Origin of the sequence: Rohdeia mirabilis, from assembly GCA_007750655.1 — a bacterium.
Taxonomy (GTDB): Bacteria; Planctomycetota; UBA1135; order UBA1135.
The window spans coordinates 2,917,195-2,933,832 of the sequence record CP036290.1 but is presented as its reverse complement, the minus strand read 5'-3'; the positions used below and the strand labels follow the sequence as shown (position 1 = coordinate 2,933,832).

Sequence of the window (16,638 nt, the reverse complement as noted above, 5' to 3'; positions counted from 1 at the left end):
AGGCCGCACGACCGACGGCGCCGAGCAGCGGCCGCACGTCGGCAGGGCCGGATCTTCGCAGCGCGGTACTGGGACGCGGCCCACCTGGCGTGCGGATCGCCGTCCGGACGCGCGACGCGCCTCAGAACGTGACCGATCCGCCGAAGTAGGGGCCGCTGATCCGGGTCTCGATCGCGACGCGGTCGCTGCCGTCGTCGTACTCCGCATCGAGGTCGGCGTAGCGATAGCCCAGCACCAAGGACACGCGCATGCGGTCCTCGCCGCCCAGCAGTCGGTAGCGCAGGAACAGGTCGAGGTCGACGTAGCTGGCCTCCGCGTCGCCGACGTCGAGCGACAGGAGGCCGAGCAGGCCCTGGGCCTCGAGGTTGCCCCATTCCATGCCGCCGCGCAGGGCGAGGTAGGGGAGCGGCACGACCTCGTCGGTGGTGATGCGGTCGCTGTTCGAGATGTTGACGACCGAGGACTCGATGTCGAGTGCCGCGAGGCCGACGCCGAGGCCGACGGTGGCCACCTCGGTCGGGAAGAAGTCGTAGGTGCTGGTCAGGCGCCAGACGGCCAGGTCGAAGTCGGACTCGACCGCGGTGCCGGCGGCGATCGTGATGCCGTCGAGTTCGAGCTGGGCGCCGGTCGTGCCCTGGCCGGAGAAGTCCGCAGCGGCGTAGTCGAGCGTCACGTCGAACGGCCCCATGTGCAGGTCGGCGCGCGGCGAGAAAACGGTGGACGCGTCGTCGAGGCCCAGTTCGTCCCAGGTGGTGGCCGCGGAGATCGCCGAGCTGCTCGCGGCGAAGTCCCCGTCGAGGTCCAGGCGCATCAGGCGCGGCATGAGGTCGACGCTCGGCGCTTGGCAGCCTCCGAGGAGGAGCGCGGCGGCGATCAGGACGGAGCGGACGAGGAAGTGGTCGGTGGCCATGGTTCGAGCGTGCGGTGTGGTGCGCTCGGCCGGGTCGCCCACTCGCGGGCGGACGCGCGGCCGAGACGGCGGCGGAGCGGTGGCCTCCGGGGTGGCGGGGGCAGGACCTCCGGGCGCTTCATCGGTCGCTCCCCGCTCGCGGATCGAACTTCTCTCGTCCCAGGGTGCCGGTCCGGCCGCGATGACCACCGCTGGGACCGATCCGCCCCAGCCGTCGCTTGACTTCCTGCGGGGTCCGAGCGATCCTCCCCGCCCTCTTCGCGTTGCGAGCGCCCTTCGGGGAGTCGAGCGACGCGGCAGGGTTGCGTCTGGTGGGTGTAGCTCAGTCGGTTAGAGCACCAGATTGTGGTTCTGGGGGTCGGGGGTTCAATTCCCCTCACTCACCCCAACCTCGACGCGACCAAGTGGCAGGGCCGAGTGGCGCGAGCATGTGACGCGACCGGCTTGGCTCGGGACCGATCCGAACGCGCGGGATGTGTGCCTTCGTGGGTCGCGACCCCGAACGGACGATCGGACGGGTCGGATGCGAACGAGCGTCGGGTCGCCGCGTCGACGGACCCACTCAGGCGGACCGAGTCGGCGCACGGTTCCGGACGGACCCCGTTCGGCGGAGCCCCGGCGATCGTGCCGATCGAGCGTGTGCGCACGGCGTGGACCTCGCGCGGCGGATCTGCTCCAGTGTCGCCATGGTCGAAGAAGCGAAACTCGAGCGCAGCGAGTCCGGACTGCGCCCCGCCGGAGCCGGCTGGTTCGTCGTCAACCTCGCCGAGGCGCACTGGAACTCCTGCGAGGGCGCGGGCCGCTGGTGCTCGTTCGAAGGCACGGCTGCCGAGGCGCGCTTCGGTGAGGTCGGCATCAACGTTCACGTGCTCGAGCCGGGCGAGCGCAACTGCCAGTACCACGCCGAGGACGCGCAGGAATCGTTCCTCGTCCTGTCCGGCAGCTGCACGCTGATCGTCGAGGGGGCCGAACGCGCGCTCGTCGCCGGCGACTTCTTCCACTGCCCGGCGTGGACGCGGCACGTGCTGGTCGGAAGCGGAACGGGCCCGTGCGCGATCGTCATGGTCGGTGCGCGTCGTCCGGAGATCGAGATCGACTATCCCGTCGACCGCGTGGCCCTGAGTCACGGAGCGGGCGTGACCCAACGGACGTCGGACCCGAAGGTGGCCTACGCCGACTTCCCGGCCGTCGTGCCCGCGCCGTCGCCCTGGCCGCTCGCGGACTGACGCGGCGTTCGGCGGCGAGCGATCGGTGCGTGTCGAGATGGCCGCACCGTCGAGGTCGTTTCGTCGAGGCCGTTTCGGTGAGGCCGGTTCGGTGCCGCACACGCGGTCCGATGCTCACCGAGGACGCCGAGGCGTGCCGTGTCTGCACAACACCGTTGCGGTGCGTGTTCGGCGAGGCCGTCGCTCGGCGCAGCGATGTGGCGCAGTCTCGCGGTGCAGTGCTTCGTTGCCGTTCATCGTTGCCGTTCATAGGTGCCGTTGATCGGTGCACTTCATCGGTGCACTTCATCGGTGCACTTCATTGGCGCCGTTCGTCGGTGCGGTCCGCGCGTCGCGGTCGACCTGTGCGCAACGGCCGTTGCGGTGCGCGCTCGGCGAGGCCGTCGTTCGGCGCAGTCTCGGGGCGCAGGCCTGCGACGCGGTCTCGCGGTGCAGCTCATCGGTGCATTCCGCGCAGCGCGGTCGACCTTCGCGATGCGTGGTCATGCACCGAGTCGGCATGGAGCGAGACCGAGAGCCGCTCACCCATCGGCGTCGTGCGACCCGAACGAGCGTGCACGGAGCGATCGCGACCGCACCGGTTCCGAGTGCTCCGATCGCGGTTCAGTGGAAGTCGCGCGAGCGCGAACCCAGCGCGCCGAAGGCTCCGTCCGTGGATTCGAGCTTCGACACGAGCACGTGGACCACGTCGCCCTGGCGCTCGACGCGGCCGGTGGCGAGCAGGCACACGGCGTGGCGCGCGGCCCGTCGATCGCGCTCGAACACGCGCGGGCGCACGATCAGGTTCACGACGCCGGTCTCGTCCTCGAGCGTGATGAACACGATGCCGGACGCGGTGCCCGGGCGTTGGCGCACGAGCACGAGCCCGCAGACCTGCACGCGCCGACCCTGGGGCAGCGCGTCCGCTTCCGCCAGGTCGCTCGCGCGGACCGCGCCCAGTTCGTCGAGCCGCGGGCGCAGGAACCCGAGCGGATGGCCGCGCAGGGACAGACCGGCGGCGCTGTAGTCGGCGAGCACGCGTCCCAGCGCATCGCGTCCGGGCAGTTCGGCCACGGACTGGGCCACCTCGAAGGGCAGCACGCCGTCGCTCGTCCCACCCGCGCGGTCCGCGAAGGCGGGGTCGCCCGGGCGCAGGGCGCGGATCTCCCACAGGGCCCGTTCGCGCTCGATGCCGAAGGAGGCGAACGCGTCGGCGCGGGCCAAGCGGCGCAGGGCTCCGACGCTCGCGCCGCTCACGCGCCACAGGTTCTCGATCGAGTCGAACGGCCCGCACAGCCGCACGGCCGCCACGATGCGCCGCGCGTCCTCCTCGGCCACGCCCTTGGCGAGCCGCAGCCCGAGCCGCAGCGCGTACCGGCCGCTCGGCGGGTTCGTGCGCGCGGCCGAACGGGGGGAGCGGGCGTCGGTGTCCGCGTCCGCTGCGCAGGCTTCCGACCCCGGAGCCGGCGGGGGGGCGGGCCGACTGCCGTTCCGGTTCGGATCCAGCGGCTTCCCGTCGCGGTCGACCGGATCGACACCTTCGCCGCACTCGGTCCGTGCACAGCGTTCGACACGTTCACCGCGTGCCACTGGTTCACCGTGCACGACACGTTCACCGTGCTCGATACGTTCACCGTGCACGACACGTTCGCCGTGCACGACACGTTCGCCGTGCTCGATACGTTCACCGTGCTCGACACGTTCACCGTGCACGACACGTTCACCGTGCACGACACGTTCACCGTGCACGAATCGTCCGCTGCGATCGCTTCGTGCGTCACGTTCGAGGCGTTCGACGCACTCGCTTCGTTCGCCGCGTTCGCCACGCTCGCCGCGTTCGAAACGTTCACTGCGATCGATTCGCTCTCCGTCCTCGCCACGATCGACGCACTCGACGCACTCGACGGTGCAGTCCCAGTCCGAGGCGTTCACGTCGATGGGGCGCACCTCGACGCCGTGTTCGCGGGCGTCGCGCACGATCTGGGCCGGCGCGTAGAAGCCCATCGGCTGGCTGTTGATCAGCGCCGCGGCGAAGGCGGCCGGGTGGTGGTGCTTGAGCCAGGCGGAGACGTAGACGATCAGCGCGAAGCTCGCCGCGTGGGACTCGGGGAAGCCGTAGTCGCCGAAGCCGTGGATCTGCTTGAGGAGCCGCTCGGCGAAGTCCGGCGCGTAGCCTCGCGTGAGCAGGCCCTCGACGAGCTTCTCGCCCAGCCGCTCGAGCGCGCGGCCGTCCTTGCGCCACGAGCCCATCGCGCGACGCAGTTGGTCGGCCTCCGAACCCGTGAAGCCCGCTGCGACGACCGCCAGCGCCATCGCCTGCTCCTGGAAGATCGGGACGCCGAGCGTGCGCTCCAACACCGAACGCACCTCGTCGCTGGGGTAGTCGACCGCTTCCTCGCCCGTGCGGCGGCGGAGGTACGGATGCACCATGTCGCCCTGGATCGGACCCGGCCGCACGATCGCCACCTCGATCACCAGGTCGTAGAAACAGCGCGGACGCAGGCGCGGCAGCATCGACATCTGCGCGCGCGACTCGATCTGGAACACGCCCACCGTGTCGGCGCGGCAGATCATGTCGTACACGTCCGGGTCCTCGGCGGGGATCGTCGAGAGGGTCAGATCGCGCGGCTGGTGGTAGGCGAGCGGGTTCGAGGGGGGCGCGTGGTCGGTACTCGTTCCGTCGCGGCCTGCGTCGTTGCGGCGCGTTCCGTTGCAATCTGTTTCGTCGTGCCCCGTGCCGTCGTGCCCCGGTTCGTTGCGGCGCGCGTGGTTGCGGCGCGTTTCGTTACGGGGCAGTTCGCGGCGTCCCGTGTGGTCGCTGTTCGCGTTGCGACCGCGCGTGACACCGCAGTCCGTGTCGTCGCGGTCCGTGTCGTCGCGGTCCGCAGTGCCGCTGCCCGTGTCGCGGCCGCTCGCTCCACCGCCCTTTGCGTCACCACCCTCCGCGTCGCCGCGACCCGCGCTCGTGCCCGGGAAGGACGCGGTGGACGTCCCGTGCACTCCGTGCGCTCCATCCACTGCGCGCTCCTGCGCGTCGCGCACTAGGTCGAAGCACTTGCGCACGCAGGTCAACATCCCCAGCGCGAGCACGTCCACCTTCAGGATCCCGAGCGCGTCCAGATCGTCCTTGTCCCACTCGATCGTCGTGCGCGCGTCCATCGCGGCGTTCGCGATCGGCACCAGCTCGCACAGCGGGTTCTGCGTGATGACGAAGCCGCCCACGTGCTGGGACATGTGGCGGGGCAGGCCGCGCAGTTCGCTCGACAGCCGCACGAGCCAGCGCAGCGTCGGCTCCTTGGGATCGAAGCCCAGGTCGCGGATGCGGCGTTCGGGCTCGTCGAGCTCGCCCCAGTGGTCGAAGCCCTTCGCCAGCGTGTCGACGGTCTCGGGCGCGAGCCCCAACACCTTGCCCACGTCGCGCAGCGCGCCGCGCCCGCGGTAGGTCGTGATCGCGGCGGTCAGGGCCGCGTGGTCGCGGCCGTGCCGGCGGTACAGGTACTGGATGACCTCCTCGCGCCGCTCGTGCTCGAAGTCCACGTCGATGTCGGGCGGTTCGTCGCGCTCCTTGCTGACGAAGCGCTCGAACAACAGTTCCGAGCGCTCGGGATCCACCGCCGTCACACCGAGGCAGTAGCACACGGCCGAGTTGGCCGCCGCGCCGCGCCCCTGGCACAGGATCCCGCGCGAGCGGGCGAAGCGCACCAGGTCCCACACGGTCAGGAAGTAGGGCGCGTACTCGAGCTCTGCGATCAGCGCGAACTCGTGCTCGATCAGGCGCTCGACCTTCGCCGGCGTTCCCGACGGATAGCGTTCGCGGGCCCCCTCGCGCGTGCGCTGCACCAGTTCCTCGAAGGGGACGACGCCGTCGCGGCTCGTCTCGCTCGGGTAGCGGAAGTCGAGTTCGTCGAGCGAGAAGGACGCGGCGCGCTCGACCAGTTCCACCGAACGGCGCACGGCGTCCGGACAGGCTTCGAAGCGGCGCGCGACGACGCCCAGCGGAGCCAACCGGCGTTCGGCGTTGGGGAGCAGGCGCGCGCCCGCCTCGGTCACGGTGCAGCCGGCGCGGATGCACGTCAGCACGTCGAGCAGCATGCGGCGCTCGGGGCTGTGCATGCGCGCGTCCCCCGTGGCGACGGGGTCGAGCTGTTGCCTGTGGGCGACGCCGAGCACCCGCGCCAGGTGGCGTTCGTCGTCCGCGCCGTGGTGGGAGGCGAGGGCCACGAACAGCCGCTCGCGGTCGAAGGCGGCGCGCAGGCTCGCGAGGCCCCGTTCGAACTCGGCCAGCGGGCGGGCGGTGCCGCGCGGATCGTCCGCTTCGGGGGGCAGCGCGACGGCGATGAGTCCTTCGGCGTGTTCGAGCACGTCGTCGAGCTCGAGGTGGCACGAGCCCTTGGGCGCGCGCCGCCGACCGCGCGTGATCAGACGGCACAGCCGGCCGTAGCTGGCGCGATCGGTGGCGAAGAGCAGGAGCGGGGGCGGCGCGAGGGGACCGGACGCCGTGCGCGGGTTCGGGTTCGTGGGATCGGGGCCGCCGGCGCCCCGGTCATCGGCGCCCCAGGCCTCGGGTTCGAGCTCGAGCCGCGCGCGGGCGTCGATGCGCGCGCCGATCGCGAGCGGCAGGCCGAGTTCCTTCGCGGCCACATGGTAGCGCACGGCGCCGGCCAGGCTCGCGCGATCGCAGGCGGCGATGCCCCGGTGCCCGAGGGCGTGGGCGCGGCGCACGAGATCTTCCGGGCTGCTCGCGCCCTCGAGGAAGCTGAAGCTGCTCGTGGTCCACAGCTCGGCGTAGTCGACCGCCGGTGTGGGACGGGCCGGATGTGCGGCGGGACCGGGGCCCGGGGCGCGCCACGGGTGGGGCGCGCTCTTGTGCGTGGGAGCGTCCGGCACGGCTCACGCCCACTCCCCGTGCAGGAACCAGCGCTCGGCGACGACGTCGTAGCCGTCGTCGGACGGCGAGTTCGCGGCGCTGGGCTCGGTGCTGTTCGAGCGAATGCCGCTCGCCGTCGTGCCGTTCGAGGCTGTTCCATTCGCCGTGGTGTCTTTCGCCGTCGTGCCGTTCGCCGTCGTGCCGCTCCAGCTGGTGACGTTCGCAGCTGTACCGTTCGCAGAGGCACCGATCGAGGCCGATGCGTTCGAAGTGAGGCGGCTCGGAGCACTGCCGTTCGGAGCGACGCCGTTCGGAGCGCCGCCGTTCGCCGACGAGCCGTTCCGAGCCGTGCTGTCCGAGGCGCTGCGGCCCGGAGCGCCGCCGTTCGAGTGCGCGGTCCTCGGATCGGTGACGTTCGGGTCGCGGCCGCGCGAACCGCTCGCGTCGAACTCCGCGTCAGGTCGCCCGTTCACCTCGCGCGCGTTCACCTCGCGCGCGTTCACCTCGCGCCCGTTCACCTCGCGCACCGTCACGTCGCGGCCCCTCACGTCGTGCACCGTCATGTCGTGCACCGTCATGTCGTGCACCGTCATGTCGCGCGCCGTGACGTCGGGCGCCATGGCCACACGCGCCGTGACGATGCGCGCGCGCACGAGCCACGACCAGCGCCCGTCCTCGTCGAGCACGCGGAAGCTGTCGCGGTACGCGCGCACGTCCAGCAGATCGACGCCGGTGGCCAGTCGTCCGAGCGCCGTGTCCACGACCGAGCGCGGCGCTCCCGGCCACCAGGGCAGGGCGAAGCGTTCGAGCGCGAAGCAGCGCAGGATCCGGTGGCGGCGGTGTCCCTCGGTGAAGGCGCGCGGGCGATCGGCGGCGGGATCGAGCTCGACCTCGACCGGGCGCGGCTCCGTGAACAGGCGCGTGGGGCGCGGGCGGCGCGGCACGTGCGCGGCGCGCGGAGGAGCGGTGGGGGGCCGCACGCGGAAGGCGCACTCGGGGCGCGGGTCCTCGAAGGCTTCGGCGGCGAAGACCGCGCGCGGACCGAGGCGCGTGACGAAGGCGTCCACGAGCTCGGCGAAGTCGCGGTCGTCCGCGGCCGGGTGGCGGTGCGGGTCCGAGGCGCCGGAGGCCGTGCCAGCGAGCGTGCTCTGCTCGCCGCGCTGTTCGCGCAGGGCGCGGGCCTCGAGGGCGACGCGTTCCACACCGAACCCGATCGGAGCCCGCTCGATCTCCACGTCGAGCAGCGACCACAGGTGGCGCGCGTCCCGTCCCGCGCGGCTGGTGTGGCGCACGAGCCGCTTCGGCGGTGCGTCCGCGGGCGCGTCCGACGGCCACAGCTCGACCACGAGTTGCGCGGTGCCCAGTCCGCGCGCCGCCAGTTGCTCCACCAGTTCGTCGAGCATCAGCCGCAGCGCGAATCCCAGGGCCGCGCGGTCGCGCACCGGCCCGGCGAACTGGCGCTCGACCCGCGGACGCAGGGGCGCGCGCACGCGGCGCAGGGTCTCGGGCTGGCGTCCGAGCGCCTGGTCGAGACGCTCGAGCGCCGTGACCGCGCGGCCGTCGGAGGGAGAGAGGGCGTCGTGCGCGTGCTCGCCGAAGGTGGATTCGGAGTGGGTGGACGCGCGCTGAGCACGACCGCGCCCACCTGAACCGCGACCGACGTGGAAGCGCGCCGGCAGTTCCCAACGGGGCAGAGCCATGAACTGTTCGACGCGTTCGACGCCCAGTTCGGCCAGCGCTTCGACCACGTCGGCGTCGAGGCGCAGCGCGGCGACGGGCAGGGGGCCGAGCGCGGTGGCTTCGGCACCGGGGGCGGCGCGCGCGTAGCTGGGGCTCGCGTCCGGGCGCGTGTCCGTGCCGTTCGTTCGATGCGCGGCATCCTGCGCTCGCGACGCAGGTGCGAAACGCGCCAGCCCCCAGGCGCAGCCGATGGTGCTCGCCACGCCGGCGCGCGCTTCGAGGCCGAGTCCGTCGAGCCAGCGCAGAGCGGTGTGCACCAGCGTCCGCTCGCCGCCGAACAGCCGCTCGCTGCCGCCGATCTCGAGCACCAGGCCGTCCGCGCCCTCGGTCCCCACGCAGGACGAGTAGCGTTCGGCCGCGCGCGCGAGCACCGCCAGTCCGGCCCGGTCCGCCTGGGCGTCGTGGGGCTCCACGTGGATGGGGCGCCCGAACAGAAGGCCGCGCGCCTGGGCCAGGCTCGTTCCCGGTCGCACGCCGGCGGCCGCCGCCACGGCGCAGCAGCGCGCCACCGTCGGCGCCACGGCCGATCCGCCGGCGCGCCGCGCGGTGAGCAGGATGCAGGGTGCCTGTCCGGGCGCGGAGCCGCGGCGGTCGGCGGCGCGCTCCAACTGCTTCGACGCGGTGCGGCGCAGGCGACGCAGCACGCGGTCGGCGGACCAGCTGGGGAGTACGACGCAGAGGTAGCGCTTCACGGCCGCGTACCTCGGTGTGTCGTGGAGTGGGCGCGGCCGTTCGTGCCGTCGAGCCCAGCGTCGTCGACTGCAGCGTCGCTCGCCGTGGCGTCGTCGAGCACAGCATCGTCGAGCACAGCATCGTCGAGCACAGCATCGCCGAGCACAGCATCGTCGAACGCCGCGTCGTCGAACGCCGTGTCGTCGAGTGTCGTGTCGTCGAGTGTCGTGTCGCCGAGTGCCGTGTCGCCGAGTGCCGTGTCGGCGAACGTTGCACCGTCGCGGAGCGCGCCGTCAGACGCTCCGTCCGCCACCGGGCTCGGTGGGGAGCTCGAACCAACGGTGCGGTCCGTTCTGTCGCCGCGCAGCATGTCGGACAGCGCCCAGTGGGTCGTGCGTCGCTTGAGCGTCACGAGGCGCCAGGCCGGTCGCCCGTCGAAGGAATCGGCGCCCTCGGGCGCGACGCGTTCGACGCTGAAGCGGTTCGCCGCCACCGATGACCGACGTGCGTCGGACGCGGGTCGGGCGACCAGCGCCAACGTTCCACTGGCTTCGGCGGCCAGTTGCAGCCGCCGCGTGGCTCCGAGGTCGAGGCCGCGTCCGTCGACGACGACCACTGCGGCGCTCGGGCAGCGCAGGGCGCGGTCGGCGGCCCAGGCCAGCGCGCGCGGACCGGGATCGACGAAGAGCGAACGCTCGAGCAGCAGCGCGCGCGCGCGCCCGTCGTGGCTGGTGCCGCCCGGCGCATCACCGCTCGCTACACACCTGTCCGTATCCCCGTCCGTCCAGATCCAACAGCCGTCGCGCTCGATCGCGAATCCGTGGCCGGTGAGCACGGCGGGGTAGGGCCACAGCCGGCTGCCGATCCACAGGGCGCTCCACCCGCGAGCGCCGTCCTCGTCACCGCCGTCGTCACCGCCGTCGAGCGCCGCGGCCGCCAGGTGCACGAGCAGGGCCAGGGGCGGAGTCCAGTCGCGCCCGTCCGTACCACCGCCCACGCCGCAGAACTCGTGCAGGACGCCGCGCTCGAACCGTCCGAGGGAGGCCCAGCCGCTGGGCACGCCGCGCTCGGCCGCGTCCGCTTCGCCCGCACCCCGAACTCCCGCGCCCCGAACTCCCGCCCCCCGAACTCCCACGGCCCGCGCGCCAGCAGCTCGGCTCCCCGTCTCGATCGCGCGCACCCGTCGGGCCAGGGCCTCGAGCCCCGTCCGATCCACCGCTCGGCCCTCGATCGCTTCGCCCGCGCCGATCCGGCCACCCGTCGCATCCGTCCGTCCCATGCTGGCGGACGTTAGTGCTTTGTTCGGGTTCGCGCAAGGGGGCCGCAAACCTGCCTCTGGGCCCCGGCTGGGCCTCCGTGGTCCTCACCGCGGCGCCAACAGGCACGACCGGAACCGCGCCTCGCCATCGGTCCAGTTGCGCTCGACCGCGAAGCCCGCATCGGCCGCCAGGGCCGCGAAACTCTTGGGCGTGTACTTGTGGGCGTACTCGGTGTGGATCCGGTCGCCGACCTCGAAGGCCACCTCGAGCTTTGCGCCGGGGATGTGTGCGGTGTGGGCGCGCACGACCTCGAGGTGCGACTCGATGCGCTCCTCGTCGGGATTCCAACGCGAGCGGTAACAGAAGTCCTCCGGCCGCAAGTCGCCGCCCAGCTCGCGCGCGATGCGAGCGATCAGGTTGAGCGTGAAGGCCGCGGTCACGCCCTGCGCGTCGTCGTAGGCCGCCTCGAGCACGGCCGGATCCTTCACGAGATCCACGCCGATCAAGAGTCGGTCCTGGGGCGCCAAGCGCTCGCGCACGTCGCGCAGGAACGCCAGAGCCTCCGTGTGCGTGAGGTTGCCGATGCTCGAGCCCAACCACAAGACGAGCAGCGGACTGTCGGTCACGCGCTCGAGCGTCAAGAGCCCGCGCGCGTACTCGCCCCACACGCCGACCATCTCGAGCTCGGGGTGGTCCGCGAGCAGACCGTCCGCGCTGGCCTCGAGGGCCGCGCGCGAGATGTCGATCGGCGCGTAGCGCAGGTGTCCGTGCCGCGCGATCAGGGCTTCGATGACGTGGCGCGTCTTCTCGGCCGAGCCGCTGCCGAACTCGACCAGCGTCGGCTCGCGGTCGATCGCCGCCGCGATCTCGTCGGCGCGGTCCTCGAGGATCTCCCGCTCGGCCCGCGTCGGGTAGTACTCCGGCAGCGTGCAGATCTGCTCGAACAGCTCGGAGCCGCGCGCGTCGTAGAGAAAGCGCGCGGGAACGTGTCGCGGCGACGCGGACAGCCCCTCGCGCACCGCGTCGGCGAACTCGGCTTCCTGGTGGTCCGGCGGGGTGCCCACCAGCTCGAAGCGATCCTTGGTTCCTACCTGTCCCATGCGAGTCGGACGCCCGTGAAGGGCCAGCGTGCGGCGTGCCAGAAGAAGTTGCGATAGCTCGCGCGCGTGTGGCCGGGCGCGGTGGCGAACGAGCCGCCGCGCAGCACGAGTTGTCCGGACATGAACTTGCCGTTGTACTCACCGAGTGCACCCGGAAGCGGCGCGAAGCCCGGGTAGGGGGCGTAGTCGCTCGCCGTCCACTCCCAGCCGTCGCCGGGCTCCACGCGGCTCGCGAGCAGCGCGCGCGGACCGAGGTGCGCGCGGCGCGTCACGTGCGCGCCGGGATCGAGTGTCGGTCGTTCGCGCGGGTCCAGGTCGGCGGCGCGGCACCACTTCGGGAAGGCCTGGGCGATCGCCACCTCCCACTCGTGCTCGCGCGGCAGGCGCGCGCCGCTCCAGCGCGCGAAGGCGTCGGCCTCGTACCAGGACAGGTGCTGGACCGGTTCGTTCCCGACCAGCGGCGCGCGTCCGGTCAGGCCGAAGCGCTGGCGTGTTCCGTCCGCTGTGCGCGACCAGTACAGCGGCGCGCTCCAGCCCTCGCGCTGCACCGCGTCCCAGCCGTCCGACGTCCACAGTTCGGGCCGTTCGTAGCCGCCGTCGTCGATGAACGCGGCGTACTCGGCGCACGAACTCGGCCGCGACGCCAGCGCGAAGGCCTCGAGGAACACGCGGTGCGCGGGCGTCTCGTTGTCGAAGACGAAACGTCCCGCCGCAGGATCGCGACCGACCACGTGCAGACCCGCGGGCACCTCGATCGGCTCGATCGACGGCGGGACCTGCGCGTCGAGCGATGCCGGCACCGAGCGCGCCGCGTAGGCCGGTGCCAGCGGGTTGTTCGAGAAGAGATGCAGCACGTCCATCAGGATCAGTTCCTGGTGCTGCTGTTCGTGGTTGAGTCCGAGCTCGATCCGGTCGCGCTCGACGGCGGTCGCGTCGCCCGTGATCAGCTCGCCCAGCCGTTCGTCCACGCGCGCGCGGAACTCGAGCACCTCGTCGAGCGTGGGGCGCGTGAGCAGCCCGCGCCGCGGTCGCGCGTGCCGCGGTCCGATCCCCACGTAGTAGGAGTTGAAGATCTCGCTCCAGTCGGGCGCCACGGCGCGTCCGCGCGGCGCGAGCACGAATTGGTCGAAGAACCAGGTGGTGTGCGCCAGATGCCACTTGACCGGGCTGGCGTCGGGCATCGACTGGGGCTGGCAGTCCTCGGCCGAGAGCGGCGCCGCGAGGGCGACGGTGGTCGAGCGGACGGCGTGCAGGCGCTGGCCGTGGTCGGCGGTGGTGCGCTCGCCGATCCCGCTCGCGACAGGGTGGACCGCGCGGGCGCCCGGAGGCGTCGCGTCACAAGCTGCGGTCGATCCGGTCGCATCGAGCGCTCCGCGTCCGAGATCGAACTCGGTCTCGCGCAGCGCACTGGCACTGGGGTTCGCCGGCGCGCCGTCGCGGGCGCTCTCGCCGGTCTCGTTGCCCATGTCGCGCGCCAGCATAGGGATCGCGCGGCGACCGTGGCCAGGACCGCCCGCGGTTTCGCCAGCGGGCGGTCGCGGCACTCGGGATTCGCCCAGGTCCGCAGGTGAGTGCCTATCATCGCGCGCCGTCGCACCGCGCCCACCGTCCGCGTCGCACGCGTCACCACGACGCGGGTCGTCTTCCATCTCGCACCGGCCGAACCTTTGCCCATGCTCCTCCCGATACTCCGCCTCGTCCCGTCCCCCGCGCGCACCGCCGATGCCTGGGTCCGACTCGTTGGTCTCCTCGCCGCCGGTGCGCTGACCGCGTCGTGCGCCGGCGTCGCCCGTCCCAACTCGCCCGGACTGGGACGCGTGCCGATCCAGATCGTCGAGCTCTACGACCTGGCTGCGCCGGACGGCGTGATGGAGCTCGAGATCGACCGCGACGGCAACCTGCGCGAGATCGAGGCGGACGTGTCCGTCCTGGAACTTCCGGCCGTCGTCGCCGACGCCGCGCTGCGCCACCTGCCCGCCGGTCGCGTCGTCGGCGCCGAGCGCGAACTGACGTCGAAGGGCCCGGCCTGGGAGGTCAAGTTCGACGTGGAAGGTCGCGGTTGGGAGGTGGTCGTCGACGAGCAGGGCCGCATCATCGAGACCGAACAGTCGTTGAGTCTGCGTGAGGCGCCGGCCGTCGTGCTCGCCAGCGCCGAGCGCGCGATTCCCGATGCGCTGCTGCTCAGCGTGGAGTTGATCCGGCGCGGCGACGAGAGCGAGTACCACGTGAAGCGCGAGCGGCTCGGCGTCAGCTACAAGATCGTCGTGGCGCCCGACGGTCGGGTGCTGCGCCGCGTGCGCGAGGCCCGCGCGGAGATCGAGATTCCGCTGCGCGACTGAGGACGTGCGGCGCGCACCTTCGAGTGCGATCCGCCATCCTTCCTGCGCCGGTTCCCTCGCACACCGCGCCTTCGCACACCGCGTCTTCCGCACAGCGTCTCTCCCGAACCGCGTCGCCGAAGGCACCCACGATCCCCGACCGTCCATGCTCGCAATCCGCTGTTCCGCCCGCCCGCTCGCCTTCGTCGCCGCACTCGGACTCGCACTCGGCTCGTCCGGTTGCCAGGCGTCCGATCCCGTCACGTACGTGGACGACCGGCCCATCGATCCCGTGGTCCGGCGCGCGGCCGACTACCTGACCGGTGTGTTCTCGAGCTACGAGCAGTCCGTCCTGGACCCCGAGTACTTCCACATCCGGCTCGTGTGCACGCCCATCTGGGAGCAGCGCACGGACGGCGTCTGGCTGTACGTCGAACAGGCCGCAGCCGGCTCGTTCGACGCGCCCTACCGCCAACGCGTGTACCACGTGGTCGGCGGCGGCGACGTGGTCGTGAGCGAGGTCTACACCCTGCCCGACCCCGACGCGGCGATCGGTGCGTGGCGCGCCGCCGAGCCGCTGGCGGACCTCGATCCGTCCGCACTCACGAGGCGCGACGGCTGCGAGATCGTGCTCGTCGCCGTGGCGCCGGACGAGTTCCGCGGCAGCACCGTCGAGAAGGAGTGCCCCAGCGACCTGCGCGGCGCGTCCTACGCCACGTCGACGGTCGTGCTGCGCGAGAATCGACTCGACAGCTGGGACCAGGGCTTCGACGCGAACGGCGAACAGGTCTGGGGCGCGGTGAAGGGGCCGTACCAGTTCCTGTACGAGGGCGAGCCGAGCGACCTGTAGACCCCGACCGACGCTACAGGTCGTCGTTGAGGAACGAGTAGTCGTCCCCGCTGGCTTCGTCGTGGCAGTCGATGCACAGGCTCGCACCACCTGCGTGCGTCGGCGTGCCGTCCTTCTCGAAGCGGCCCCAGAACCAGTCGCCGTGTTCGGGGTCGTAGCCGGCCGCGCGCCGCTCCATGACCGTGATCGCGTTCAGTTTCTGGCCCGCTTCGTCGCGATAGCCCTCCTTCACGACGATCGATCCCACCGGCAGGTGCTTCGGATCCGCGGCCGCCACGTCGTTCATCCAGACCTGGACGAAGTCGCCGTGGGTGCCGTCGATGCTGACCACCACGCCTTCCCAGCCCTCGAGCTGCGACCAACTCGTGTAGCCCTGCATGCGTTGCCACAGGTCCGAGACGTGCTCGCGATCGGCGGGCGTTCCGAGCGAGGCACAGGCGGCGAGGGCGAGGAGCGCGACGAGGACGAGCGGTTGACGGAGCGAAGTGTGGGTCATGGTCTTGTGCGGTCGGGGGCTGAGTGGACGGGGCCCGTGCGATCGAGAACCGTGCGACTCGGGGCGCCCGCGTTCGAGCAGCGCGGGCTGCCGGGGAGCGGCGTGGGGGCACCGGCGGGCGCGAAGGGCGCCGACTTCGCGCTCCAGCTCGTTCCGTGACCTGCTGATTCGATCACCGAACGCCCGTCACCGGCCCGCCGACGCGCCGCGCGGTGGGAACAGGCGCGCGCGCAGCGTGGCCAGGTCGCGGGCGCCGCCGGCCGCTCGCACCATCCGACCCAAATGCGCGAAGCGGTGGCACATCGACCAGGCGAGGAGGCGATCGGTGGCAGCCTCGTCGCGCTCGGCGAGTTCGCCACCGAGACCGTCGCACAACGCGTCGAGCGCACCCGGCTCGTCCTTCAGCACGAACTCCACCAGGGCCGGCACGTCGTACTCGGGCGGACCCACGCGCGCGTCGGCCAGGTCGATCAGTCCGCAGGGGCGCAGGCGCGCGCCGCTCGTGTCCACCAGGACGTGCTGGTCGAGCAGCTCGGTGTGCAGGACCACGCGTCGCGCGTCCCCGAAACCGGCGGCGGCGGCGCGCTCCACCCCGTCGGACGTCTCGGCGCCGAGCGACTCGGCGAGGAACGACTCGACCTCGTCGACGAGGGCGCGGGTGACGTCTGGATCGCTCGCGATCAGTTGGGCCCGCCGGGTGCGCGCGGCGGCGACGGCGGTGTGCGCGAACGGTTCCCAGGGTTCGAACACGTCCGGGAGCGGCAGCACGTGCAACTCGGCCACGAGCTCACCCACGTCCTGCGCCAACACCAGTCGCGCCGCGTGGTCGAGCGTCGCCCACACCGTGCCGAGCGGCGTGCCGGCCACGCGTGTCATCACGGTGTACGGCCAGCCGCAGATCTCGCCCTCGGCAACGAGCTGCGGCGTCGCGACCGAGAGGGCGCCGTCCAGGTGCTCCAGCCAACGGCGTTCGGACGCCATCTGCTCGGACCAGCGCGGATCGGTGAACTTGAACACGAGGTCCGCGCCGCCGAAGACCACGTCCGAGCCGCTGTCGAAGAGTCGCGCCGTGCGTTGGTCGCCCAGACCGTGGCGCGCGGCGATCGCGAGCACGGCGCCGCGCCACTCGTCCTCGCTCGCGCGCTCGCGCAGTTCGCCCTGTCCCGGTCCGGGAGGGGCCCAGTCCGTCTCGCCCGTGGCCATCGACGCACGGTAGGCGGG

11 protein-coding genes and 1 tRNA gene are annotated in these 16,638 nt (G+C 72.3%); 4 read left to right on the top strand and 8 right to left on the bottom strand.

Annotated elements, in window-relative coordinates:
• Positions 1-121: 121 nt before the first annotated feature.
• A complete protein-coding gene (locus Pla163_RS10925; protein WP_145187874.1) occupies positions 122-910 on the bottom strand; it encodes a porin family protein in 789 nt (262 codons plus the stop codon).
• Positions 911-1,221: 311 nt separating this feature from the next.
• On the opposite strand from Pla163_RS10925, the gene Pla163_RS10920 reads away from it, so the two are divergent.
• Together Pla163_RS10920 and Pla163_RS10915 are read left to right on the top strand one after the other, a co-directional pair.
• A tRNA-His gene (locus Pla163_RS10920) sits at positions 1,222-1,298 on the top strand.
• 298 nt (positions 1,299-1,596) lie between these two features.
• Positions 1,597-2,136: a cupin domain-containing protein gene (locus Pla163_RS10915; protein WP_419185815.1), complete on the top strand. Its 540-nt coding sequence runs from the start codon at positions 1,597-1,599 to the stop codon at positions 2,134-2,136.
• Positions 2,137-2,739: 603 nt separating this feature from the next.
• Here the strand turns inward: Pla163_RS10915 and Pla163_RS10910 are convergent.
• The 5 genes from Pla163_RS10910 to egtB all read right to left on the bottom strand — a co-directional run bounded on the left by Pla163_RS10910 (position 2,740) and on the right by egtB (position 13,219).
• On the bottom strand, positions 2,740-7,002 hold the full coding sequence (locus Pla163_RS10910; protein ID WP_145187868.1) for a helix-hairpin-helix domain-containing protein: 4,263 nt from the start codon (positions 7,000-7,002) through the stop codon (positions 2,740-2,742).
• A 3-nt stretch (positions 7,003-7,005) separates the two neighbouring features.
• Positions 7,006-9,414 carry a Y-family DNA polymerase gene (locus Pla163_RS10905; RefSeq protein ID WP_145187864.1) on the bottom strand — a complete coding sequence of 803 codons (2,409 nt, stop codon included), beginning with the start codon at positions 9,412-9,414 and terminating at the stop codon, positions 7,006-7,008.
• A complete protein-coding gene (locus Pla163_RS10900) occupies positions 9,411-10,454 on the bottom strand; it encodes a hypothetical protein (protein ID WP_145187861.1) in 1,044 nt (347 codons plus the stop codon). The genes Pla163_RS10905 and Pla163_RS10900 overlap by 4 nt, the downstream gene beginning before the upstream one ends.
• A gap of 303 nt (positions 10,455-10,757) precedes the next feature.
• A complete protein-coding gene (egtD, locus tag Pla163_RS10895) occupies positions 10,758-11,753 on the bottom strand; it encodes an L-histidine N(alpha)-methyltransferase (RefSeq protein ID WP_145187857.1) in 996 nt (331 codons plus the stop codon).
• Complete coding sequence (gene egtB, locus Pla163_RS10890; RefSeq protein WP_145187854.1) at positions 11,741-13,219, bottom strand: ergothioneine biosynthesis protein EgtB; 1,479 nt, start codon at positions 13,217-13,219, stop codon at positions 11,741-11,743. The genes egtD and egtB overlap by 13 nt, the downstream gene beginning before the upstream one ends.
• Positions 13,220-13,426: 207 nt before the next feature.
• Between egtB and Pla163_RS10885 the strand changes: the two genes are divergently transcribed.
• A complete protein-coding gene (locus tag Pla163_RS10885) occupies positions 13,427-14,092 on the top strand; it encodes a PepSY-like domain-containing protein (RefSeq protein ID WP_145187851.1) in 666 nt (221 codons plus the stop codon).
• A 145-nt stretch (positions 14,093-14,237) separates the two neighbouring features.
• Positions 14,238-14,921, top strand: a complete 684-nt coding sequence (locus tag Pla163_RS10880) for a chromophore lyase CpcT/CpeT (protein WP_145187848.1) — start codon at positions 14,238-14,240, stop codon at positions 14,919-14,921.
• 13 nt (positions 14,922-14,934) lie between these two features.
• On the opposite strand, the gene Pla163_RS10875 is transcribed toward Pla163_RS10880, so the two are convergent.
• Positions 14,935-15,417, bottom strand: coding sequence for a cytochrome P460 family protein (locus tag Pla163_RS10875; RefSeq protein ID WP_145187845.1), 483 nt, complete (start codon positions 15,415-15,417; stop codon positions 14,935-14,937).
• A 186-nt stretch (positions 15,418-15,603) separates the two neighbouring features.
• Positions 15,604-16,620: a phosphotransferase gene (locus Pla163_RS10870; protein ID WP_145187842.1), complete on the bottom strand. Its 1,017-nt coding sequence runs from the start codon at positions 16,618-16,620 to the stop codon at positions 15,604-15,606.
• Positions 16,621-16,638: the final 18 nt, after the last annotated feature.

Coding starts and splice junctions, on each gene's coding strand:
- Pla163_RS10925 (WP_145187874.1), bottom strand. CDS start 910: ATGGCCACCGACCACTTCCTCGTCCGCTCCGTCCTGATCGCCGCCGCG.
- Pla163_RS10915 (WP_419185815.1), top strand. CDS start 1,597: ATGGTCGAAGAAGCGAAACTCGAGCGCAGCGAGTCCGGACTGCGCCCC.
- egtD (WP_145187857.1), bottom strand. CDS start 11,753: ATGGGACAGGTAGGAACCAAGGATCGCTTCGAGCTGGTGGGCACCCCG.
- egtB (WP_145187854.1), bottom strand. CDS start 13,219: ATGGGCAACGAGACCGGCGAGAGCGCCCGCGACGGCGCGCCGGCGAAC.
- Pla163_RS10885 (WP_145187851.1), top strand. CDS start 13,427: ATGCTCCTCCCGATACTCCGCCTCGTCCCGTCCCCCGCGCGCACCGCC.
- Pla163_RS10880 (WP_145187848.1), top strand. CDS start 14,238: ATGCTCGCAATCCGCTGTTCCGCCCGCCCGCTCGCCTTCGTCGCCGCA.
- Pla163_RS10875 (WP_145187845.1), bottom strand. CDS start 15,417: ATGACCCACACTTCGCTCCGTCAACCGCTCGTCCTCGTCGCGCTCCTC.
- Pla163_RS10870 (WP_145187842.1), bottom strand. CDS start 16,620: ATGGCCACGGGCGAGACGGACTGGGCCCCTCCCGGACCGGGACAGGGC.